The following is a 21,931-nucleotide window of genomic DNA, read 5'->3' on the forward strand; positions in this document are numbered from 1 at the left end:
CGTGTGAAAGTAGGTCATCGTCAGGCTATTACAGCCCTCAAAACCCCCTCCCTTTACTGGGCGGGGGTTTTGTCTTTGGGGACTCCAAAACCACTACCCCCTCTCTCGCCAAACGCCAAACGCCAAACGCAGAGCAGGCAAGCTCACCACACCCCACAACAAAAAACAGCTCCCAAAGGAGCTGTTCTTGTTGGAAAAATGACGCCCAGAAGCGTCGCCAATTACTTCAAACGTTTGATCAGGCTGGATGTGTCCCAGCGCTGCCCACCCATTTGCTGGACATCGGCATAAAACTGATCGACCAAGGCAGTCACGGGCAGGCGAGCACCATTGCGCTTGGCTTCGTCCAACACCAAACCCAAGTCTTTTCGCATCCAGTCCACAGCGAAACCAAAATCGAACTTGTCGGCCACCATGGTCTTGCCACGGTTGTCCATCTGCCAGCTTTGGGCAGCCCCTTTGCCGATCACATCCAGTACCTGTTCCATGTTGAGGCCCGCCTTTTGGCCAAAGGAAATGGCTTCAGACAGACCTTGAACGAGGCCCGCAATGCAGATTTGGTTCACCATCTTGGCCAATTGCCCGGCACCGCTCTCACCCAGCAGGGTGAATGCGCGGGAAAAAGCCAAGCCCACGGGGCGGGCTGCTTCAAAAGCGGCGCTGTCCCCCCCACACATGACGGTCAGTGCGCCGTTCTGAGCACCGGCTTGGCCGCCAGACACAGGTGCATCAACAAACTTCAGACCAATTTGACGTGCGGCAGTGGCCAGCTCCCGCGCCACAGCGGCTGAAGCCGTGGTGTGATCCACGAACACAGCTCCCGGCTTCATGCCCGCAAAAGCGCCATCGGCACCCAAGGTGACCGAGCGCAGGTCCTCATCATTGCCGACACAGCAAAAAACCAGGTCGGCCTCTTGCGCTGCCAAGCGGGGCGTGGCTGCCGTCCGGGGGGCTGCGGTGCCGGAGAATTCCTGGACCCAGGCTTCGGCTTTGGCCGGCGTGCGGTTGTACACAGTGACTTGGTGGCCGGCCAGCGCCAAGTGGCCAGCCATGGGGTAGCCCATGACGCCCAAGCCGATGAAAGCGACTTTTTGCGAGGAGATGGCGTCGTAAGCGCGTGCGTTGGTGCTAGACATGTGGTTTCAATGAGCTCGTGTGGGTGACATGAAAACGCCCGCCACCGCCTTCAGGCGCTGGCGGGCGCTGTAGATTAAACAATGGCGAAGTGTTCGGTACCGGCTGAAAGGTCTTGATTGCGTGCTCGCTGGCTGTTGAGCTTGATCTGCAAGCGAAGGTCGTTCAGCGAATCGGCGTTTCGCAGCGCATCTTCATAGGTGATCACGTTGCCTTCGTACAGGTCGAACAGGGACTGGTCGAAGGTTTGCATCCCCAGGTTGCGGCTCTTCTTCATGACTTCCTTGATTTCAGAGACCTCGCCTTTGAAGATGAGATCAGAGATCAAGGGGGTATTGAGCATCACCTCGACCGCCGCTGCCCGGCCTTTGCCGTCTTGCTTGGGAATGAGGCGTTGCGAGATCATGCCGCGCAGGTTCAGCGACAAGTCCATCAACAACTGGGCACGCCGCTCCTCAGGGAAGAAGTTGACGATGCGATCCAGCGCCTGGTTGGCACTGTTGGCGTGCAAGGTGGCCAGGCACAGGTGACCGGTCTCGGCGAAGACCACGGCGTGCTCCATGGTTTCGCGGTCGCGGATCTCCCCCATCAGGATCACATCAGGGGCCTGGCGCAAGGTGTTTTTGAGCGCGGCCTCCCAGCTGTCGGTGTCCAGCCCCACTTCGCGGTGGGTCACCACGCAGTTCTTGTGGGCGTGCACAAACTCCACCGGATCTTCCACCGTGATGATGTGCCCATAAGAATTCTCATTGCGCCAGTCCACCATGGAGGCCAGGGTGGTCGATTTGCCTGAGCCCGTTGCCCCCACCATGATGCACAGGCCGCGCTTGGTCATGGCCACTTCCTTGAGCACCTGGGGCAGGCCCAGTTGGTCGATGGTGGGCAGGGTCATAGGGATCACGCGCAGCACCATGCCCACCTTGCCTTGTTGCAGGAAGGCGTTGACGCGGAAGCGGCCAATGCCCGCCGGCGAAATCGCGAAGTTGCATTCCTTGGTGCGCTCAAACTCCGCCGCTTGCTTGTCGTTCATGATGGAGCGGGCCAGCGCGATGGTGTGCGTCCCCGCCAAGGGCTGGGGCGACACCTTGGTGATGCGGCCGTCTACCTTGATCGCAGGCGGAAAGTCAGCGGTGATGAAAAGGTCACTGCCGTTGCGGCTGACCATCAGCTTGAGCAGGTCGTTGATGAACTTACTGGCCTGATCACGTTCCATGTGCAGATATCCTGTTTACTTGTGGTTGTCGCTGAGGCGGGCGCTCACCACCCGCAAGCGCAGCGACAACTTGCGGGCCAGCAAGGCCACCAAGCTGGCAGCCAGTTGCGGGTCTTGCGTCATCATGTCGTCCAAGGCTTCGGCGCTGAGCACCGCAACCTCGCAGTCGGTCAAGGTGGTGCAGGCCGAGAACCGAATGCCACTGTCTAGCAGTGACATTTCGCCCAGGATGTCCCCCGGACGTGTTTCAGCCAAGCGCAGATGCTCACCCCAAGGTTGAGCCCGGTCCACGGCGATGGTGCCGGTGAGCAGCACCACCATGAAGTTGCCATATTCGTCTTGAAGGATCAGGTCGCGGTTGGCCGGTACGGTGGCAAACACGAAGAAGCGCTCCATGCGTTCCACCCCGTTGGCTTGCAGCAAGGCCATGTACTTGTCCTTGGCCCACAGGTTCTGCAGCAATTTGCTGCCCCGTGAGGCGGACAGGCGTTTGGCCCCCACTTCAACCGCTCGCGCTTCCCAGGGCACCAGCATGGACTGGTCCACGCCTTGGCCCGCGAAGGCGGTGGAGAACAGGATGGAGTCCTGCGTTTCCTCGGGGCGTGGGGCGGTCTTTTGCTTGAGCAGACCCAGAATGCCTTTCATGGTGACTCCCTTTTTTAGTTTTGTCTTGTGAGCTGGGGGCGGATTGGCGGACTCAGCCCGGGAAGTTGTCCGGTACCTTGGCCTTGCCGCGCGCTTCAGCTGGACTGATGACGTTGCGCCGCACCAGGTCACTCAGGCACTGGTCCAGCGTCTGCATCCCCATGCTGTTGCCGGTCTGGATGGCGGAATACATCTGCGCCACCTTGGCCTCGCGGATCAGGTTGCGGATGGCGCTGGTGCCGACCATGATTTCATGCGCGGCCACGCGGCCTTGGCCGTCCTTGGTCTTGCACAAGGTTTGTGAGATCACCGCCTGCAACGACTCAGACAGCATGGCGCGCACCATCTCTTTTTCTTCCGCCGGGAACACGTCAATGATCCGGTCGATGGTCTTGGCCGCGCTCGAGGTGTGCAGCGTGCCAAACACCAGGTGCCCTGTTTCCGCCGCGGTCATGGCCAGGCGGATGGTTTCCAGGTCGCGCATTTCACCCACCAGAATGGCGTCCGGGTCTTCACGCAGCGCGGACTTGAGCGCCGCGTTGAAGCTCAGGGTGTGCGGGCCAACCTCGCGTTGGTTGATCAGGCACTTCTTGGACTCGTGCACAAACTCGATCGGGTCTTCCACCGTCAGGATGTGGCCGTACTCGTTTTCGTTGAGGTAATTGACCATGGCGGCCAAGGTGGTCGACTTGCCCGAGCCTGTGGGGCCCGTGACCAAGACCAAGCCCCGGGGCTTGAGGGCCAGGTCGGCAAAAATCTTGGGCGCGTTGAGTTGCTCCAGCGTCAGGATCTTGGACGGAATGGTTCGGAACACCGCGCCCGAGCCGCGCTGGTGGTTGAAGGCATTGACCCGGAAGCGGGCCAGACCTTCGATCTCGAACGAAAAGTCGACCTCCAGAAACTCTTCATACGCTTTGCGCTGCGAGTCATTCATGATGTCGTACACCATGGCGTGCACGGTCTTGTGGTCCAGCGCATCCACATTGATGCGGCGCACGTCGCCGTGGACCCGGATCATGGGCGGCAGCCCGGCCGAGAGGTGGAGGTCAGACGCCTTGTTTTTGACGCTGAAAGCCAGTAACTGGGTGATGTCCACGAATTCCCTCTTGGTTGTTTGCTACGCTCTGAGGCAATTATGACGATGATTGTTAACAAGCTCCACCTGGTGCGGGATCGCATTCACCAGGCTTGCCAAGACGCCGGCCGTGACCCTGCTTCTGTGCAGCTGCTGGCCGTGTCCAAGACCTTCGGTCCCGAGGCTGTGCGCGAGGCGGCCGCGGCTGGCCAAACGGCTTTTGGCGAGAACTACCTGCAAGAGGGCGTGGACAAGATGGCGGCTTTGGACGCCCCGCCCCATCCCCTCCTGCCCCGCCCGGCGTGGCATTGCATTGGTCCGGTGCAGTCCAACAAGACCAAGCTGGTGGCGACCCATTTTGACTGGCTGCACACCCTGGATCGGCTCAAGATCGCCCAGCGCCTGAATGAGCAACGCGGTGACGACCAGGCCCCCTTGCAGGTTTGCCTGCAGGTCAACATCGACGGCGGCGCCAACAAATCCGGACTGGCGCCCCAAGAGGTGTTGCCCCTGGCCCGCGCGGTCCTGGGCCTGCCCCGGCTGCGCCTGCGCGGCCTGATGACCATCCCGGAACCTCAACCTGATTTCGAGTCGCAAAAGCAAGTGCACCTGCAGGCGCGAGCGTTGTTCGACTTCGTGCGTCAGACCTTGCTGGAGGAGGGCCTGCCCGGTTCCGCCGACTTTGACACCCTGTCCATGGGCATGACGGGCGATCTGGAGGCGGCCATCCATGCGGGCAGCACGATGGTGCGGGTGGGCTCGGCTATTTTTGGTGGGCGCAGTTACCCTGCCGCGACTTGAGCGAACCCGAACCAGTTGAAGCGCGCCGGGGTCAGCCCTGTGATGTGGCCGGGCCCACCGGCCGGTGACCTGGAACCGGCCCGGCTCAGAGCAGGCGCAAATGGGTGGAGTTTTTCACTTCTTCCATGACCGCGTAGGTGCGGGTTTCCCGAACCCCCGGCAGCTGCCACAGCACGGTGCCAGCAAAGGCGCGGTAGGAGGCCATGTCGGCCATGCGCGTCTTGAGCAGGTAGTCAAAGCCACCCGCCACCATGTGGCATTCCATGATCTCTGGGCGCACCTGGACGGCCGCTTGGAACTCATCGAACACATTGGGTGTGGTGCGGTCCAGCAGCACCTCGACAAACACCATCATCGCCGCGCCCAGCTTGAGTGGGTTGAGCCGCGCCTCGTAGCCGAGGATGTAGCCCTCGCGGGTCAGCCGCTGCACGCGCGCCAGCACCGCCGTGGGCGACAGGCTCACGCTCTCCGCCAATTTGAGGTTGGACAGGCGACCATCTTGCTGCAAGGCTTGCAGGATCTTCAGGTCGATGCGGTCCAGTTCAGGCAGGGGGGAGTTCATGGGCGTTTGGTGGTGAGGCTGCCCGATTATGGAGAAAGTCACCTGGATGAAACTGAAATGCCCGTGAGTTCGTCGGTGAACCCTGCGTGAAGCAGAGAGCGCCGGGCAGAGCTGCTCAGGTATCGCCGTCCATTCGACATGGACGCCCGACTGGCGAATGACCATGCCCACGGCCCCGGGCCAAAGACGGGGCTGTCGCTGTGCATGCCATGTCCGGGCCCCGTGGCGCAAAGGGCTTTGGCGCGCAAAGTCCTCCGTGGAGCCCCCCACCAAAGCGGTGCCAGGGCCAGATTGTCGCCATGAACTCTGCGGCACACTGGCGCACCAGTGACCGAGCGGCGAGAGCCTTCATGCCAGACGCACTGGGCCCGTGGACCGATCCAAGGAGACGCGATGCTCCCTCCTCCCCCCCACCGCGCGCGCGTCGTTCACGCGCGGTTCAATCCCCGCGCGGCGCTGGCTGCCTTGCTGTGTTGGGGCGGCGGCGTGGTCTGCGCACAGACCTTGTCGGACGTGGTGGTGTCGGCCAGCCGCAGTGAGCAAAAGGCCATGGATACAGCGGCCTCGATCAGCCTGATTCAGCAGGACCAGATTCAAGAGGGCCAGGCCCAGGCCCATCTCTCTGAAGCCTTGGTGCGCGTGCCCGGTGTGTCGGCGCTGAACCGGCACAACCACGCCCAGGACCTGCAAATTTCGGTGCGCGGCTTCGGTGCCAACTCCACCTTTGGCGCGCGCGGCCTGCGCATCCTGGTCGATGGCATCCCCGGCACTGTTGCCGATGGGCAGGGTCAGATCTCGCACATCGACCTGGCCTCTGCCGCGCGCATCGAGGTCCTGCGCGGACCGTTCTCAACCCTTTACGGCAACGCCTCTGGCGGGGTGATCCAGGTCTTCACCGAACAGGGCCAAGCAGGTCAGCAGCTCACCCCTTACCAGGAGACCGGCTCCTACGGCTTTGACAAGGGCGGCATCAAAGCCAGCGGCGAGCAAGACGGGATCAACTACCTGTTGGACGCCGGTCGTCTGCACAGCGATGGTTTTCGCCAGCACAGTGCCGCCACGCGCAGCAACGGCAATGCCAAGCTGAAGCTGGACCTGGGGCGTGGCACCCAGGTCCAACTGGTGGCCAACACCGTGTCTTTGAACGCACAAGACCCGCTGGGCTTGACGCGCACGCAGTGGCAGCAAAACGAGCGCCAGGCTGGCCACAACGCGCTCGCCTACGACACCCGCAAATCCGTGCACCAGACCCAGTACGGCCTGGTGCTGACCCAGCAGGTCGACGGTCTCAACACCGTGGTGATTTCGCCTTACTACGGCGAGCGCCGCACCACCCAGTTCCTGGCCGGCAGCGCTGCCAGCGGTGCCACCCCGGCCAGCAATGGCGTCATCAAGTTGTCCCGCACTTTTTATGGCGTAGACGCCCATTGGCGCCACCAAGATCAACTGGCGGGTGGTCCCTGGCATTGGGTGGCCGGGTTGGACACCAACCGCAACAGCGACCGCCGACTGACCGCCAACAACATGGCGGGCATCGCCTTGCCAACCGCCGCCAGCCACCAGGACCTGCGCCAGTACGCGAGCAACCTCGACGGCTACCTGCAGACCGAGTGGCGGCCCGAGCCGCGCAGCACCCTCGGTGCCGGTCTGCGCCAGTCACACACCGAGTTGGGATCGACCAGCAGCAACGCCCAGCCCGGCAGCGGGCAGAGCCGCTACAACGCGACCACGGGCCTGCTGTCGGCTCAGCACCATGTGCGCGACGACACCCATGTCTACCTCGCCTTCGGCACTGGCTGGGACACCCCCACGCTCAACCAAGTGGCCTACAACCCGGCCACCTTGCTCAACAGCGGCGTACCCAACGCCGGCAACTTCGGCTTGCAGGCTGCGCGCACGCGTCAGTGGGAGCTGGGCCTGAAAAGCGAGCTGGCCGACGGCGCCCGTGTGCAGGCCGCCTGGTTCGATGCCCGCACCCGCAACGACTTGGTGATCGGCGTCAGCAATGGTGGCCGCACCGCCTTCACCAACACGCCCCAAACCAGTCGCCAAGGCCTCGAATTCAGCGCCCATGTGGACCTGCTCCGGCAGTTGCAGCTCAACAGCGCGCTGACCCTGATGCGCGCCACGGTGGACACGCCCTACACCAGCTACGCGGGCAGCAGCCCAGTCACCATCGCAGCGGGCCGGCGTATCCCCGGTGTGGCCGGGCGCAGCCTCTACACCGAACTGCTGTGGCAGCGCGCCGACAAGGCCTGGGAGTTCGCCATCGAGGGCCGCGCCGTGGGCAACATGGCGGGCAACGATGCCAACACCGCTTGGGCCTCGGGTTACGGATGGCTCAACGCGCGTTGGTTGACCCGCCAGCAGCTGGGGCCTTGCTTGGTGACGGGCTTTGTGCGGGTAGACAACCTTTTGAATCGGTCCTATGTGGGATCGATGATCGTCAACCAGGCCAACAGCCAGTTCTATGAGCCGGCCCCCGGGCGCCAATGGCTGCTGGGGGTCAAGGCCTTGTGGCGGTATTGAGCGTTGTGCGGCGACCGCCAACCGGCCCCATGTCACCTCACTGCGGCCGCGCCATGCGGCACTCCGTGCCCTGGGCGAGTTCGTTGCCGCTGTAAAGCGCGTCGGTCCGAAAGCCGTAATTCGTGCCTTCCCAGCCCAGTTTGACGGCCTTGCCATCCACCGGCGCGATGGTGTTGACCACCTGGGGCAGCAAAGCCTGGTGGTCTTCACCACGCATGCGAACCGGGCCGACCACGGTGTCCAGGCTCAGGTCTTCCAGCGCGCGTGCGATCTGCCGTGCTTCCAGCGATTGGGCCTTCTGGATGGCGGCAGCCAAAAAGCGCGGCGTCATGTCGATGCGCGGTGCCAGAAAGTCTTTGCCGGTGCGGGCACGGTAGGCCTTGGCCAGCGCGTCCACCCGGGCTGAATCGGCTTGGCCCGGATGCCATTCGGCGACCCAGGTCAGCTCGCCCATCTTGGCCTGCGACACGGCCAGCACCGTGCCCGGCACCGAGCCGGCGCTGTGGTTGAAGTAGCGCAGCTTGTAACCCGCATCGCCCGCTGCCTTGAGCAGCAGCGTCATGTCCTGGCCCCAGTTGCCGGTGATCACCGAATCGGCCCCACTGGCCTTGATCTTGGCCACGTAGGGCGAAAAATCCTTGACCCGGCCAATGGGGTGCAGGGTGTCGCCCACGAACTGGATGTCGGGCCGAGCCAGGCCCACCAGCTCCTGCCCGTAGCGCGCCCATTGCTTGCCGTGCGCGTAGTCCTGGTTCAGCAGGTAGACCTTCTGGATGCTGGGCTGCTTCTTGATGGTGTTGGCAATCGCCTTCATCTTCATGGCCGTGTTGGCCTCGAATTGGAAGTGCCAGAAATTGCAGCTCTTGCCTGTCAGGTCGGGGTCGATGGAGGAGTGGTTGAGCACCAGCACCGCCCGATCCGGGTTGCGCTCGTTGTGCTTGGCGGCGGCCTGCACCAGGGCCGACACCACCGAGGAGCCCGAGCCCCCGGTGATGATGGCGCGCGCCCCTTGGTCGATGGCGGCTTGCAGGGCGCTCAGGCTCTCCTGTGCCGACAGCTTGCTGTCGAACTGCAGCAGCTGCAGCTTGACGCCTTGTGGCCCCGGCTTGAGCACACCGCCCTTGGCGTTGATCTCGTCCACCGCGTACTGGGTGTGCAGCAGCATCAGCTCGCCCACGTTGGCAAACGGGCCCGACAGCGGATCGATGTAGGCGATCTTGAACGTCGCCGGGTCAGCCGCCTGGGCCGCAGCGGCCAGGCTCAGCAGGGTGCTGGCACTGAGGTGGCGCAGGAGGTGCCGCGGTGGGCGGGCGGGTGGGCAAGAAGCAAAAGGCATGGCGATGTCTCCGGACAGGGGTGGAACGGTCTGCGCCGTCTAGGGTTGAAGGCGCCGTCGGCTGCGGCGCAGGCCCAGCACACGCCAGGCCAGGGGGGTCAACTCGCGCACCACCTCGTCCGGCGAAAGCCGGCCCTCGGGGCGGTACCAGTTGTACAGAAAACCAGGCAGGCTGCAGGCAGCCAACGCGGTGATGCGGGTTTCGTTGAAGTCGAACATGCCTTCGGCCCGCCCTTGCTCCAGCAAGGCGCACAACTGGTCATAGAAGTGCGTGGCCAACTCTTTTTGCGCGGCCAAGTAGGCCGGTCGGTACACCTGCGGCTCGCGGTAGGGAAAGAAGGCCGCGGGGTGGTGTGCCAAGGTCGCGCGGATCAAGCGCTCGATGCCATCGCACACCTTGACGTGGGCGGGGCGCAGGTCGTCGGGTGGGAAGTCCATGCTGGTGAAGCAGGCCACGGCGGGGCGCCATGAGAGGGTCTCGAAGATCTCTTGCTTGTTGTGAAAGTAGTAGTAGACGAAGGGCTTGGTCACGCCCAGTTGCTCGGCAATCTGGGCCAGCGTGGTGTTGGCGTAGCCCTGGCGCGCAAACAGGCCTTCGGCGGCCTGCAGAATGCTTTCACGCTTCTCATCGGTTTGGGCGTTGTCGGCCTTTTGGCGGCCACGGGGTCGGGCCTGTGCTGGCTTCATGCGCCTTCCTTGTTCTTTGAATGCGGGCTTGTCACTTGTGTTCTACCCATGGGTAGCATTGTTCTACCCGTGGGTATATATTGGCAAGACGCTGGCGGGTGGGCGGCCCTATCGCAAACCCTGAGAACCGGCGACCGACCTTCCGCTCAGGAGACAAACACCATGGCCGAGACTGCGCAACCGGGGCAAGCCTTGCCTGCTGCCGCCCCCGATCTAGCTTCCGCTTCCTTCCAGCCCCTGCATGAGCGCTTGCGTGAACATGCGCGGCGCCAGCCCGACCGCACCGCCTACCAGTGGTATGGCCGCAGCCTCAGCTGGGCCGAGCTGGACCAGGCCAGCGACGCTTTTGCCGCCCGCCTGCAGGCCTTGGGCGTGGCCCGTGGCGAGCCGGTGGCGCTGTTCCTCAACAATTGCCCGCAGTACGTGGTGGCGCACTTCGGCATTCAAAAAATCGGGGCCATCGTCTGCCCCTGTGGCCCGCTCAACAAGGAGCACGAACTCAGCTACCAGCTGCAGGATCTGCAGGCCCGCGTCATCGTGGCGGCCGACGTGCTGCTGCCCGTGGTCGAGCAGGTGCGCGCCCAGACCGCCCTGGCCCATGTGTTCGTTGTGCGCCAGGCCGAGCTGCTGCCGGCCCAGCCCAGCCTGCCGGTGCCCACCGACTTGGTGGCCCAGCAGGCGGCGCCACAGGCATGGCCCGCCGGCGGTGAAGATTTCTGGGCGGTGGCGCTGTCGGGCGCGCGCCCCACGCCGGTCCGCGTGAGCGCCGACGAGGTGGCGTTGATGACCTACACCTCGGGCACCACCGGCCTGCCCAAGGGCGCCATGCTCAGCTACGGCAACGCGGTCTTCAAAACCCACGCCGCGGCCAGTTGCAACGGCGTGGGCCCCGACGATGTGCTGCTGGCCGTGGCGCCTCTGTACCACATTGCCGGCATGCTGATGGGCATCAACGTGGCGGTCTACAGCGGCGCCACCACCGTGCTGCTGCACCGCTTCGACCCCCTGGCCGTGGCCCAGGCGCTGGCCTTGTACCGGGTCAGTTGGTGGTACAGCATCGCGCCCATGAATGTGGCGGTGATGCAGGTGCCCGGCGCAGCGGCCCTGGACTGGTCAGCACTGCGCATGAACCCCGTGACCAGTTTTGGCATCACCTTCACCGAGGCCCTGGCGCGCCAGTGGCAGGCGCTGGCGCCGAACTGCCACTGCTTTGAGGCCGCCTACGGCCTCAGCGAAACCCACACCGCCGACACCTACATGCCGCACGACGCCATCCGCTGGGGCGCGCATGGCAAGCCGGTGCCCGGCACCGAGATCCGCATCATCGACCCCGACAGCGGGGCCGTGCTGCCATCCGACACGGTGGGTGAAATCATCTTGCGCAGCCCGGGCAATTTCAAGGGCTACTGGAACAAGCCCGAGGCCACGGCCAAGACCTTGCGCGAGGGCTGGGTGCACACCGGTGACATGGGCCGTCTCGACGCCGACGGCTACCTGACCTTCATCGGCCGCTTCAAGGAAATGATCAAGGTCTCGGGCTACAGCGTCTTCCCTGAAGAGGTCGAGACCCTGCTCATCAAACACCCGGCCGTGGCTCAGGCGGCCGTGTTGGGCGTGCCGGACCCCGACAAGGGCGAGGTGGTGCGGGCCTTCATTGTGCTCAAAGCCGGTCAGCAGGTCGACGCGGCCGAGCTGATCGCCTGGTCGCGTGCCAACATGGCGCCCTACAAGGTGCCGCGCGAGCTGCGCTTCATCACCGCCCTGCCCACCACGGGTGCGGGCAAGGTGCTGCGCCGCCTGCTCAAAGATCCGTCCTGAACCGGCCGCCCTCGGCCCCACCTTGCGGCTGCGGCCGCCGGAAGAACCTGTGTCCAAGCCCCTGTTTTCCAAAGTTCTGGTTGCCAACCGCGGTGAGGTGGCCTTGCGCATCGTGCGCGCTCTGCACGACCTGGGCATTGCCAGCCTGGCCGTCTATGCCCAAGACGACGCGGGCGCCCCCCATGTCAGCGCCGCCACCGAGTCAACGGCCCTGGGCGCCACCGGCCCCTCGGCCTACCTCGATGTCCCCGCTCTGCTGGCCCTGGCCCGCGCGCACGGCTGTGATGCGGTGCACCCGGGCTATGGCTTTCTCAGCGAACGCGCGGATTTCGCCGAGGCCTGCGCCCAGTCGGGTCTGCGCTTCATCGGCCCCACGGTCGAGCAGCTCAGCCTGCTGGGCGACAAGGCGCGCGCCCGCGCGCTGGCCCAGCGTTGCGGCCTGCCCCTGATGCCCGGCAGTGCCGGCGCCGTCACCCTGGAGGCCGCGCAGGCCTTCTTCGCCGCGCAGGGGCGCGCGGGGGTGATGGTCAAGGCCATTGGTGGTGGCGGTGGGCGCGGCATGCGCGCCGTGCTGAATGCGGCCGACCTGCCCGACGCCTGGGACCGCTGCCGCTCCGAGGCGCTGGCCGCCTTTGGCGTGGAGGGCGTGTACGTCGAGCGCCTGATGCCAAGCGCCCGCCACATCGAGATCCAGGTGTTGGGCGATGGCCACGAGGTCATGGCCTTGGGCGAGCGCGAGTGCAGCCTCCAGCGTCGCTTTCAGAAGCTGGTCGAGATCGCGCCCAGCCCCAGCCTGGGCTCGCTGCTGCGCCAGTCCCTCATCGATGCCGCCCTGCGGCTGGCGCGCGAGCTGCGCTACCAGGGCCTGGGTACTTTTGAGTTTTTGGTCGACCTGGACAGCAGCGAGCTGCCCTTTGTCTTCATCGAAGCCAACCCGCGTTTGCAGGTTGAACACACGGTGACCGAAGAGGTCACCGGCCTGGACTTGGTGCAGCTGCAGATCGCCCTGGCCGCCGGCCGCCGCCTGAGCGAGCTGGGCCTGAACCCCTTGCAAGCACCGCAGCCCCAAGGCTTTGCTATCCAGTGGCGCATCAACGCCGAAACCCTCGACGCCCAGGGCCAGTCCCGCCCAGGCCACGGCACCCTGACGCGCTTTGACCTGCCCAGCGGCCCCGGCATCCGGGTGGACAGCCATGGCGTGACCGGGGCCCGTCCCTCGCCGCATTACGACACCCTGCTGGCCAAGCTCATTGTCAGCGGCCGCAGCGCGTCGTTTGCCGACGTGCTGCGCCGCTCGCAGCGCGCGCTGGCCGAGTGCCGCATCGAAGGCGTGGCCCACAACCTGGACCTGTTGCAGGCCCTGGCCGCCCGGCCCGAAATGGCCAGTCAGGCGGTGCACACACGCTGGCTGGAGCCCCTCTTGCCCGAGCTGCTGCAAGCCGCCGAGGCCCTGGCCGCACAGCGCCAGGCGCGCGCGCCGCAGGCCGCGGTCACGGCGGCCGTGCGCGTGGCCGCGCCCGAAGACGCGGTCTGCGCCCCCATGCCTGCCCGCCTGGTGCAAAGCCTGGTGGCCGTGGGCGACGTGGTGCCGGCGGGCGCGCCGCTGGCCGTGCTGGAAGCCATGAAGATGGAGCATGTGCTGCAGGCCCCCCAGGCCAGCCGCGTGCTGGCCTTGCTGGCCGAAGCGGGGGCTTATGTGCTTGAAGGCCAGGCCTTGCTGCGCCTGGAGGCGGTGGCCGGCGAGCTGGCGCCGACCCGCACCGAGGCCGCCTTGGACCCGGCGCACATCCGCCCCGACCTGCAGCGCGTGCTCGACCGCCATGCTTTCACCCTGGACGCACAGCGCCCCGCGGCCGTGGCCAAGCGCCACGCGCAAGGCGGGCGCACGGCGCGCGAGAACATCGCCCAGCTGTGTGACGAAGGCAGCTTCATCGAGTACGGCGCCTTGGCCATTGCCGCCCAGACCCGGCGCCGCAGCCTGGAGGACCTGGTCGCCAACACCCCCGCCGATGGCCTGCTCACCGGCCTGGGCACCATCAACGCGGCGGACTTTGGGCCGCAGCGCTCGCGCGCTGCCGTGCTGGCCTATGACTACACCGTGCTGGCCGGTACCCAGGGCCTGCGCAACCACCAGAAGACCGACCGCCTGCTGGCGCTGGCCCACCAGCTGCGCCTGCCGGTGGTGCTGTTTGCGGAAGGCGGCGGGGGCCGGCCGGGCGACACCGACATGCCCATCGTGGCCGGCTTGAACAACCACACCTTCAGCCAGTTCGCCGCGCTGTCGGGCCAGGTCCCGGTGGTGGGCATCGTGCACGGGCGCTGCTTTGCCGGCAACGCGGCCTTGTTGGGCTGCGCTGACGTGATCATCGCCACCGAGGCCAGCAACATCGGCATGAGCGGGCCCGCCATGATCGAAGGCGGCGGCCTGGGCCGCTTCAGTCCCGAGCAGATCGGCCCCAGCCCCGTGCAGTCAGCCAATGGCGTGATCGACGTGCTGGTGCGCGATGAGGTCGAAGCTGTGGCCGTGGCCCAGCGCTACCTGAGTTACTTCCAAGGACCGGTCGCGCACTGGCAGGCTGCCGATCAGCGCCTGCTGCGCCACGCCATTCCCGAGAACCGGCTGCGTGTCTACGAGGTGCGTGAGGTGATGCGCGGCCTGGTGGATGAGGGCTCGCTGCTGGAGCTGCGCGCTGGCTTCGGGGCTGGCATGGTCACCGCGCTGGCCCGCATCGAGGGCCGTCCCGTGGGCGTGATCGCCAACAACCCCCAGCACCTGGGCGGTGCCATCGACGTGGCGGCGGCCGACAAGGCGGCGCGCTTCATGCAGCTGTGCAACGCACATGGTCTGCCCATCGTCTCCCTGACGGACACCCCGGGCTTCATGGTCGGCCCTGACATCGAGGCCCAGGCCCAGGTGCGCCATGTGTGCCGCTTGTTCGTGGTGGCGGCCCACCTCAGCGTGCCATTCTTTGCCGTGGTCTTGCGCAAGGGCTATGGCTTGGGCGCCCAGGCCATGACGGCTGGCGGCTTCGATGCGCCCGTGTTCACCGTGGCCTGGCCGAGCGGCGAGTTCGGCGCCATGGGCCTGGAGGGGGCGGTGCGCCTGGGCTACCGCAAGGAACTGGAAGCCGTGGCCGCCGGACCCGAGCGCGACGCCTTGTTCCAGCAACTGGTGGCCCAGCAGTACGCCAATGGCGAGGCGATGAACATGGCGGCGACCTTGGAGATCGACGCCGTCATTGACCCGGCCGACACCCGCTCCTGGCTGGTGCGCGGGCTGGACTCGGCGGCGCGGCAGCCGCGCACCGTGTCGCGCTTTGTGGACACCTGGTAAGCCCGGTTCGAGTGGGAAGGGCTGCGTGCTAAAGTGATCAGCCCCGGGCCAGCGCGGGTGCGGACGGCGTGCCCCAGGCACCGGGATTTGACTGAGAGAGACAACATGCCCGGACTTTTGCCCCAGGTGGACCCCGACGGTCTGCTCGAATTCTCGGTGGTCTACACCGACCGCGCCCTCAACCACATGTCCGCGCGCTTTCGCAGCGTCATGCTCGACATCGGCGACATGCTCAAGGAAGTCTACGGCGCACACAGCGCCGTGCTGGTGCCCGGCAGCGGCACCTTCGGCATGGAGTCCGTGGCGCGCCAGTTCGCCACCGGCCAAAAGGTCCTGATCCTGCGCAACGGCTGGTTCAGCTTCCGCTGGTCGCAAATCCTGGAGATGGGTGGCATCAGCCAGGACGTCACCGTGCTCAAGGCCCGCCGCACAGGTTCGGGGCCTCAAGCGCCCTGGGCCCCCGCACCCATCGAACAGGTGCTGGCCACCATCCGCACCGAGCGACCCGCCGTGGTCTTCGCACCCCACGTTGAAACCGCCAGCGGCATGATCCTGCCCGACGATTACCTCAAGGCCGTGGCTGACGCGGTGCACGAGGTGGGCGGCCTGTTTGTGCTGGACTGCATCGCCTCTGGCGCGGTCTGGGTCAACATGAAGGACACCGGGGTGGATCTGCTGATTTCCGCCCCGCAAAAAGGCTGGAGTGGCTCGCCGGCCTGCGCGATGGTCATGTTGTCCGAGCGCGCCCGCACGGCGATCGAGGGCACCACCAGCACCAGCTTTGCTTGCGACTTGAAGAAGTGGTTGCAGATTGCCGAAAGCTACGAAAACGGCAGCCACGCCTACCACACGACCATGCCCACCGACGCCCTGCTGCGTCTGCGCGACACCATGCAAGAGACCCGTGCCCTGGGCTTTGCCCGCATGCGCGAGGCCCAGTGGGCGTTGGGTCGGGCCGTGCGTGGCCTGTTCGAGTCGCGCGGCATTCCCAGTGTGGCCGCGCCAGGCTTCCAGGCCCCGGGTGTGGTAGTCAGCTATACCGAAGACCCGGACATCCAGTCGAGCCAGAAATTCCGCGCGGCGGGTCTCCAAACCGCCGCCGGCGTGCCCTTGCAGTGCGATGAAGGCGCCGACTTCCGCACTTTCCGCATCGGCCTGTTTGGTTTGGACAAGTGGCAGCACATCGACCGCACCGTGGCCCATTTGGCCGCTGCGTTGGACGAGGTGGGCTACCCCGCGCGTGAGGCCGTCAGCGCCTGATCCAGGCCGCGGGTCGGCTTGGCTGGGCCTGGCCCACCAGCTCCTGGTGTCGCCGCCCCCAAGCCGATGAAAAACAGTGCTGTTTTCGCGTGTTTTCAGGGCCTGTTCGCAGGCCCTTTTTCATGGGGTGTAAATCCTGATGAAGGCGTGTCAGCTTTCTCGCCACCCGCTCCTTAATAATCACCACTGATCCATGAATCTGGCTTGTTATTTCATGGTGTAACGTCCTTGCAATAATTGCAGTATTTGAAATAACACTTTCACATTCACCTCCCCGTACATTTTCAGCCAGGGTGTCTTTCTGGGGCTGCCCAGAGGGTCTTCAAATCAATGGCGAATTCATCCGGCTGAGGTGTTTATGGGGCGCTTACGGTTTTCAAGTCTGTCTTGGGTCATGGTGTGCGGGTGCGCGCTTTCAGGCACAGCCGCCCTGGCGGCTGAGGGCTTTCAGGTGCGGTACAACATTGCGGGCTCTTTAGGGGGTGAAATGTTCGCTCCTCCTGATTTGTCGGGATGGGTCGGGGGCATGGCCCTCACCCACATCAATATCAGCCGAACGACTGGCGGGGATGGCGGTGATTTCCGGGCCACCATGCCAGGTGGTCATCTGCCTTTGTCGAATAATGCAGCACTGAATCCCACGTTTGGCAGCAGCCAAGTCGCGGTGATTGGTACCGGGTCCATGAACATGTGGAACCTGGGGGCGGCATATGCCACCACCGGGGAATATGCCGGGGGACGTTTGGTGTTTGGCTTGAACATCCCATACGCGACCATGAAGCAAAACGTGCGCAACGTGGGGACCGCCCCTGCCTTGCATTGGCCGACCCAAGGGGCTCCCAGTGCCGCGGTGCAGAATGGTGTTGCCCAGCAATTCAATGCGGCCTACCAGCAAGAACTCAGTGCAGCAGCGGCGGGCCAAAATGGTGAGTTGGCGGGTTTGGGCGATGTGGAGGTACTGGCCAGCTGGGCGCACCGAACCGAGCAGTTCCGCACAACGGTGGGCCTGAATTTGGTATTGCCCACCGGCAATTACAACTCTGCTGCCGCGTTTTATGTGGGTGGGGGCAACTTTTACACTGTGCGGCCTGGTGTGCAATTGGTTTACTTGCCCACCCCCAAAGTGGCCTTGGCTGGCAAGGTCTCGCTGGGCTTGAACAGCCGCAACCAAGACACCCATGTTCGCAGTGGCAATTGGGCCGGCTTAGAAGCCGCCGCGGGCTATTTCACCCCCTTGGGCCCCGTGGGCGTCCACTGGGTGCGGGTGCAGCAATACCACGATGACGTGGACAACCCTCTTGGTACCAACCGCCTGCGTTTGAATAATTTCGGAGCCTTTTTCACCACCAAGGTGCCCATGCTGGATGCAGCGCTCACTTTGCAATACATGAATACTGCCAACTCCCAATATGCCAAGTCGGGTAGTTTCACCCAGCTTCGGATGAGTAAAGAGTTTTAAGTCCAGTCATTGGGGCGGTTATTTCGATCGGATGGCGCCGCAACTCCCTGCATTCACTCCCAACACGAAAGATCAGCCATGGGCCTCAACCGAGTCAAAGCGGGCAGCGACGCTCCAAACACCTTCAATGTGGTCATTGAGATCCCCATGGATGCCGACCCCATCAAATACGAGGTGGACAAGGAATCCGGCGCCATTTTTGTCGACCGGTTCATGGGAACCGCCATGCATTACCCGGCCAACTATGGCTATGTGCCGCAGACCCTCGGTGGAGACGGTGACCCGGTGGATGTGTTGGTGATCACGCCTTTCCCCCTGATCCCCGGCGTGGTCGTGACCTGCCGCCCCATCGGCATTTTGAAGATGGAAGATGAAGGGGGCGAAGACGGTAAGGTGCTGGCTGTGCCCACCGACAAGATCCTGCCGATCTACACCCAGTGGCAAACGCCCGACGATGTGAACCCCATGCGTCTGAAGCAAATTGCCCACTTCTTTGAGCACTACAAAGACCTGGAGCCCGGCAAGTGGGTCAGGGTGCTGGGCTGGGAAGGCGTGGACGCCGCCAAGCAGGAGGTCGCGGACGGTATGAGCCGTTACCGCGAGTCGGTTTAGGGCACAGGCTGGCGCTCCTGCCAGCCCAGCGCCTCGGCGGGGCTTCAGAAGCGGGGCAGATCCGGGTGCTTGATCTTCCCGCCTCGCACCAATTCTTTGCCGTACTCGGCACAGCGGTTTTTGCTGGGAATCACTTTGCCAGGGTTGAGCAGGCCTTGGGGGTCGAACGCGTGCTTCACGCCCAGCATCTGCTCACGCTCTTCCGGGCTGAACTGCACGCACATGCTGTTGAGCTTTTCGATGCCCACGCCATGCTCGCCCGTCACCGTGCCACCCATGGCGACACTGGTTTCCAGAATATCGGCGCCGAACAGCTCACAGCGGTGAAGCTGGTCCGCGTCGTTGGCATCGAACATGATCAGCGGGTGCAGGTTGCCGTCGCCCGCGTGGAACACGTTGGCGCAGCGCAGTTGGTACTTCTTTTCCATCTCGGCAATGGCCAGCAGGATGTCCGCCAGGCGTTTGCGCGGGATGGTGGAGTCCATGCACATGTAGTCGGGACTGATCCGTCCGCTGGCTGGGAAGGCGTTCTTGCGGCCGCTCCAGAAACGCAGGCGCTCGCCTTCGTCGCGGCTGACCGCGATGGCGGTCGCACCGCAGCGGCGCAGCACATCGCTCATGCGGCCGATTTCTTCTTCGACCTCCTCGGGGGTGCCGTCGCTCTCGCACAGCAAAATGGCTTCGGCGTTCAGGTCATAGCCGGCGTGGACAAAGTCCTCCACCGCCGCCGTCATGGGCTTGTCCATCATTTCCAGGCCCGCCGGGATGATGCCCGCGGCGATGACCTGGGCCACGGCGTCGCCCGCTTTGCGCATGTCGTCAAAGCTGGCCATGATGCAACGCGCCAGTTGGGGCTTGGGGACCAGCTTGACTGTGACCTCCGTGGTCACGGCCAGCATGCCCTCGCTGCCCACGACCACGGACAGCAGATCCAGTCCGGCGCAGTCCAGTGCGTCGCTGCCAAATTCGACAGGCTCGCCAGCCATGGTGAAGCCGCGAACCTTGAGCACGTTGTGCAAGGTCAGACCGTACTTGAGGCAATGCACACCGCCAGAATTCTCGGCCACGTTACCGCCAATGGTGCAGGCGATCTGACTGCTGGGGTCGGGCGCGTAATACAGGCCAAACGGAGCAGCCGCCTCGCTGATGGCCAGGTTGCGCACACCGCCTTGCACCACGGCGCTGCGGCTGGCCGGGTCAATGCGCACGATTTGGTTGAATTTGGCGAGCGACATGGTCACGCCCATCTTGTGCGGCATGGCGCCACCCGAGAGACCGGTGCCAGCGCCGCGGGCCACCACCGGCACTTTGAGGGCGTGGCAGGTGCTCAGGACGGCCTGCACTTCGTCCTCGGTCTCCGGCAAGGCCACGACCAGGGGGCGCTCACGGTAAGCGGTGAGGCCATCGCATTCGTAAGGCACGGTGTCTTCGGTGTGCCACAGCAGGGCGTGGGCGGGCAGCACGGACTGCAAGGCTTGCACCACGGTGGCCTGACGTTCGGCGCGGTGGTGGTGATCTTGGCTGGCTGCGGACAGGGGGGCGTTCATGAAACAGCACTCCAGGGGGCGATGGACTGGGGCGAGCGGTGCCTTGGGCACGGTCGCGTAGCGCTGTAATTTAAGTCAAAAGCCAGGGGCCACGGCGTGAAGTTTCTTTCAGCCCTCTGTGAAAAAGGGCCGCATGCTTGAGCTGGCACCAGCGCTTTGGGGTGGGCCGCCGCGCTGGGTAGAGGGGCCCGGTGCCGCACGCTGCCGAGATCCCCCGGCTCTCAAGCCGCCGCTGCTGCCTCAGCCGACGGCGCTTCGGCGGCGCTGGCGCCTGCCGGCACCGCTGCGGCCTTGCCAGCCTTGGGGCGGGCCGAACGGCGTGACCGTGGGACGCTGGCCGTGCTCACTGGACTGGCGGCCCCGTTGGCCGCCTCTTTGCTCGGTGGCCGTCGCCGGGGGGCGGTGGCCGCTGCGTCGCTGCGCGCTTCGCTGGGGCGTGTTTCGGTCTGGCTTTGGCGAGTGACGGCAGGTCCCGCGCCCTCGTTGAGTGCCTGTGCCGCTGCCAGCAACTGGCGGTGTTCGTCGAGCAGGAAGTCCGCCAGTTCATGGATTTGCGGCAGGGTGCGCCGGCAGGCGATGAGCCCGTAGTCCATGCGCCCGTTGTAGCTCGTCACGGTCACATTGAGTGCCATGCCATGGAAGGCGATCGACACCGGGTAGTTGCACACCACCTCGGCCCCCGCGCAGTAGAGCTGCTGCTGCAGACCCGGCACATTGGAGATGGCGACGTTGGAGAAGGGCGGTAGCCGGTCATACAGGCCCGCGCGCGCCGTCATGGCCGCGAGACCCGAGATCACCCAGGGCGCTGCCAGCACCGGCAGGTCGGTCGGAATGACCGCCTTGATGCGACCCATGAATCCTTTGCTCAGGATCGAGGCATCGCGGATCTTGTGCAGGCGCTTCACCGGGTCGGCCTCGTCAGTGGACAAGGGGATGACCACCGCGCTCACCTGGTTGTTGGCACTGCCGTCTCCCGCTTCACGCAGGCTGACTGGGACCCCGGCGGTCAGGGACTTCTCGGGCAGGGCGTTCAGGTCTTTGAGGTAGCGACGCAAGGCGCCCGCCGTAGCGGCCATCACCACGTCATTGACAGTGACCCCAAAGGCCTTGGCCACGTACTTCATCTCGGCCAACGGCACGGTGCGGGCGGCGAAGGCCCGCTGGTTGGTGATGGTTTTGTTCAGCGGTGTGCGCGGCGACAGCAGTTGCAGGTTCTTGGGCAGGGACCAGTCGCGCTGACCATCGGCATCGCGCGGAGGCACCAGCATCGACTTCGCGACGCGGGCCATGTCGGGCAGCATCTTGACCAGTTTGACGTACTGTTGGGCCGTGTGTTTGAGGCCGGAGGCCGCCAGCTCGGCCATCCCCACGCCGTCACCTTGTGCTGCGGGCTTGGGCAACGGCTTGGGGATTTTGCGGCCCTGCGGCGTCGTGTCGAACAAGGCGGCCCCCAGGGCCACGCCGGCTTGGCCGTCCATGCCGGAATGGTGAACCTTGATGTAGATCGCCACCTGGCCACTGCGCAGGCCATCGATCACCGCCAATTCCCACAGGGGGCGGCTGCGGTCCAGCAAGGACGAGTGCAGTCGGGCCGTCAAGGCCTGCAGTTGGGTGTTGCTGCCGGGCTTGGGCAGGGTAATGGCCCGGACGTGGTAGTCCCAGTCGATGTGCTCGTCCGGGACCCAGGCGGGGTCAGACAGGTCAAAGGGCATCTTGACCAGTTTTCGGGTCAGCAGGGGGGCCAGGTGCTGGCGCTCCTGGATGTGGCGCTTGACGACTTCAACGAAGTTGTCGTCATGGCCTTCTGGCAGGTTGAGCACCATCAAGGAGCCCACATGCATGGGGACTTCGGGTGCTTCGAGGTGGAGAAAAATGGCGTCCATGCCGCTGAGGTGGTCCATACGACTTCCTTTGGAATC

At 64.8% G+C, this 21,931-nt stretch carries 16 protein-coding genes; 7 read left to right on the forward strand and 9 right to left on the reverse strand.

What is annotated here, in order from left to right:
* Nucleotides 1-221 precede the first annotated feature (221 nt).
* The 4 genes from PSQ39_RS20525 to PSQ39_RS20540 form a co-directional block, all read right to left on the reverse strand.
* On the reverse strand, nucleotides 222-1,136 hold the full coding sequence (locus PSQ39_RS20525; protein ID WP_273929361.1) for an NAD(P)-dependent oxidoreductase: 915 nt from the start codon (nucleotides 1,134-1,136) through the stop codon (nucleotides 222-224).
* Between the two features lie 74 nt (nucleotides 1,137-1,210).
* Entirely contained in the window at nucleotides 1,211-2,347 is a 1,137-nt protein-coding gene (locus tag PSQ39_RS20530) for a PilT/PilU family type 4a pilus ATPase (RefSeq protein WP_273929363.1), read from the reverse strand.
* A 15-nt stretch (nucleotides 2,348-2,362) separates the two neighbouring features.
* On the reverse strand, nucleotides 2,363-2,992 hold the full coding sequence (locus tag PSQ39_RS20535) for a cyclic nucleotide-binding domain-containing protein (protein ID WP_273929364.1): 630 nt from the start codon (nucleotides 2,990-2,992) through the stop codon (nucleotides 2,363-2,365).
* A gap of 52 nt (nucleotides 2,993-3,044) precedes the next feature.
* Nucleotides 3,045-4,088: a type IV pilus twitching motility protein PilT gene (locus tag PSQ39_RS20540; RefSeq protein ID WP_273929366.1), complete on the reverse strand. Its 1,044-nt coding sequence runs from the start codon at nucleotides 4,086-4,088 to the stop codon at nucleotides 3,045-3,047.
* A gap of 39 nt (nucleotides 4,089-4,127) precedes the next feature.
* Between PSQ39_RS20540 and PSQ39_RS20545 the strand changes: the two genes are divergently transcribed.
* Entirely contained in the window at nucleotides 4,128-4,868 is a 741-nt protein-coding gene (locus PSQ39_RS20545; protein ID WP_273929368.1) for a YggS family pyridoxal phosphate-dependent enzyme, read from the forward strand.
* A gap of 85 nt (nucleotides 4,869-4,953) precedes the next feature.
* On the opposite strand, the gene PSQ39_RS20550 is transcribed toward PSQ39_RS20545, so the two are convergent.
* On the reverse strand, nucleotides 4,954-5,430 hold the full coding sequence (locus tag PSQ39_RS20550; protein ID WP_273929369.1) for an Lrp/AsnC ligand binding domain-containing protein: 477 nt from the start codon (nucleotides 5,428-5,430) through the stop codon (nucleotides 4,954-4,956).
* A 393-nt stretch (nucleotides 5,431-5,823) separates the two neighbouring features.
* On the opposite strand from PSQ39_RS20550, the gene PSQ39_RS20555 reads away from it, so the two are divergent.
* On the forward strand, nucleotides 5,824-7,959 hold the full coding sequence (locus PSQ39_RS20555; RefSeq protein ID WP_273929372.1) for a TonB-dependent receptor family protein: 2,136 nt from the start codon (nucleotides 5,824-5,826) through the stop codon (nucleotides 7,957-7,959).
* A 37-nt stretch (nucleotides 7,960-7,996) separates the two neighbouring features.
* On the opposite strand, the gene PSQ39_RS20560 is transcribed toward PSQ39_RS20555, so the two are convergent.
* Together PSQ39_RS20560 and PSQ39_RS20565 are read right to left on the reverse strand one after the other, a co-directional pair.
* Nucleotides 7,997-9,295, reverse strand: a complete 1,299-nt coding sequence (locus PSQ39_RS20560) for a branched-chain amino acid ABC transporter substrate-binding protein (protein ID WP_273929374.1) — start codon at nucleotides 9,293-9,295, stop codon at nucleotides 7,997-7,999.
* Between the two features lie 39 nt (nucleotides 9,296-9,334).
* A complete protein-coding gene (locus tag PSQ39_RS20565) occupies nucleotides 9,335-9,982 on the reverse strand; it encodes a TetR/AcrR family transcriptional regulator (protein WP_273929376.1) in 648 nt (215 codons plus the stop codon).
* A gap of 162 nt (nucleotides 9,983-10,144) precedes the next feature.
* Here PSQ39_RS20565 and PSQ39_RS20570 point away from each other — a divergent pair, with 162 nt between their 5' ends.
* The 5 genes from PSQ39_RS20570 to ppa all read left to right on the forward strand — a co-directional run bounded on the left by PSQ39_RS20570 (nucleotide 10,145) and on the right by ppa (nucleotide 18,465).
* The gene (locus tag PSQ39_RS20570; RefSeq protein WP_273929377.1) at nucleotides 10,145-11,800 is read left to right on the forward strand and encodes an AMP-binding protein; all 1,656 of its coding nucleotides are present in this window, start codon (nucleotides 10,145-10,147) and stop codon (nucleotides 11,798-11,800) included.
* A gap of 61 nt (nucleotides 11,801-11,861) precedes the next feature.
* Nucleotides 11,862-15,134 (forward strand): acetyl-CoA carboxylase family protein, encoded by a 3,273-nt coding sequence (locus tag PSQ39_RS20575; RefSeq protein ID WP_273929468.1) that lies wholly within the window; start codon nucleotides 11,862-11,864, stop codon nucleotides 15,132-15,134.
* Between the two features lie 105 nt (nucleotides 15,135-15,239).
* Entirely contained in the window at nucleotides 15,240-16,394 is a 1,155-nt protein-coding gene (locus PSQ39_RS20580; protein WP_273929379.1) for an aminotransferase class V-fold PLP-dependent enzyme, read from the forward strand.
* Between the two features lie 526 nt (nucleotides 16,395-16,920).
* Nucleotides 16,921-17,853: a transporter gene (locus tag PSQ39_RS20585; RefSeq protein WP_273929382.1), complete on the forward strand. Its 933-nt coding sequence runs from the start codon at nucleotides 16,921-16,923 to the stop codon at nucleotides 17,851-17,853.
* 78 nt (nucleotides 17,854-17,931) lie between these two features.
* Entirely contained in the window at nucleotides 17,932-18,465 is a 534-nt protein-coding gene (ppa, locus tag PSQ39_RS20590; RefSeq protein ID WP_273929384.1) for an inorganic diphosphatase, read from the forward strand.
* A gap of 44 nt (nucleotides 18,466-18,509) precedes the next feature.
* Here ppa and PSQ39_RS20595 read toward each other — a convergent pair whose 3' ends face one another.
* Both PSQ39_RS20595 and PSQ39_RS20600 read right to left on the reverse strand, forming a co-directional pair.
* Nucleotides 18,510-20,012 (reverse strand): FAD-linked oxidase C-terminal domain-containing protein, encoded by a 1,503-nt coding sequence (locus tag PSQ39_RS20595; protein WP_273929387.1) that lies wholly within the window; start codon nucleotides 20,010-20,012, stop codon nucleotides 18,510-18,512.
* 221 nt (nucleotides 20,013-20,233) lie between these two features.
* Nucleotides 20,234-21,913, reverse strand: coding sequence for a WS/DGAT/MGAT family O-acyltransferase (locus tag PSQ39_RS20600; protein WP_273929389.1), 1,680 nt, complete (start codon nucleotides 21,911-21,913; stop codon nucleotides 20,234-20,236).
* Nucleotides 21,914-21,931: the final 18 nt, after the last annotated feature.

It is taken from the genome of Curvibacter microcysteis, from assembly GCF_028649455.1.
In the GTDB taxonomy this organism is placed as follows: domain Bacteria; phylum Pseudomonadota; class Gammaproteobacteria; order Burkholderiales; family Burkholderiaceae_C; genus Curvibacter; species Curvibacter microcysteis.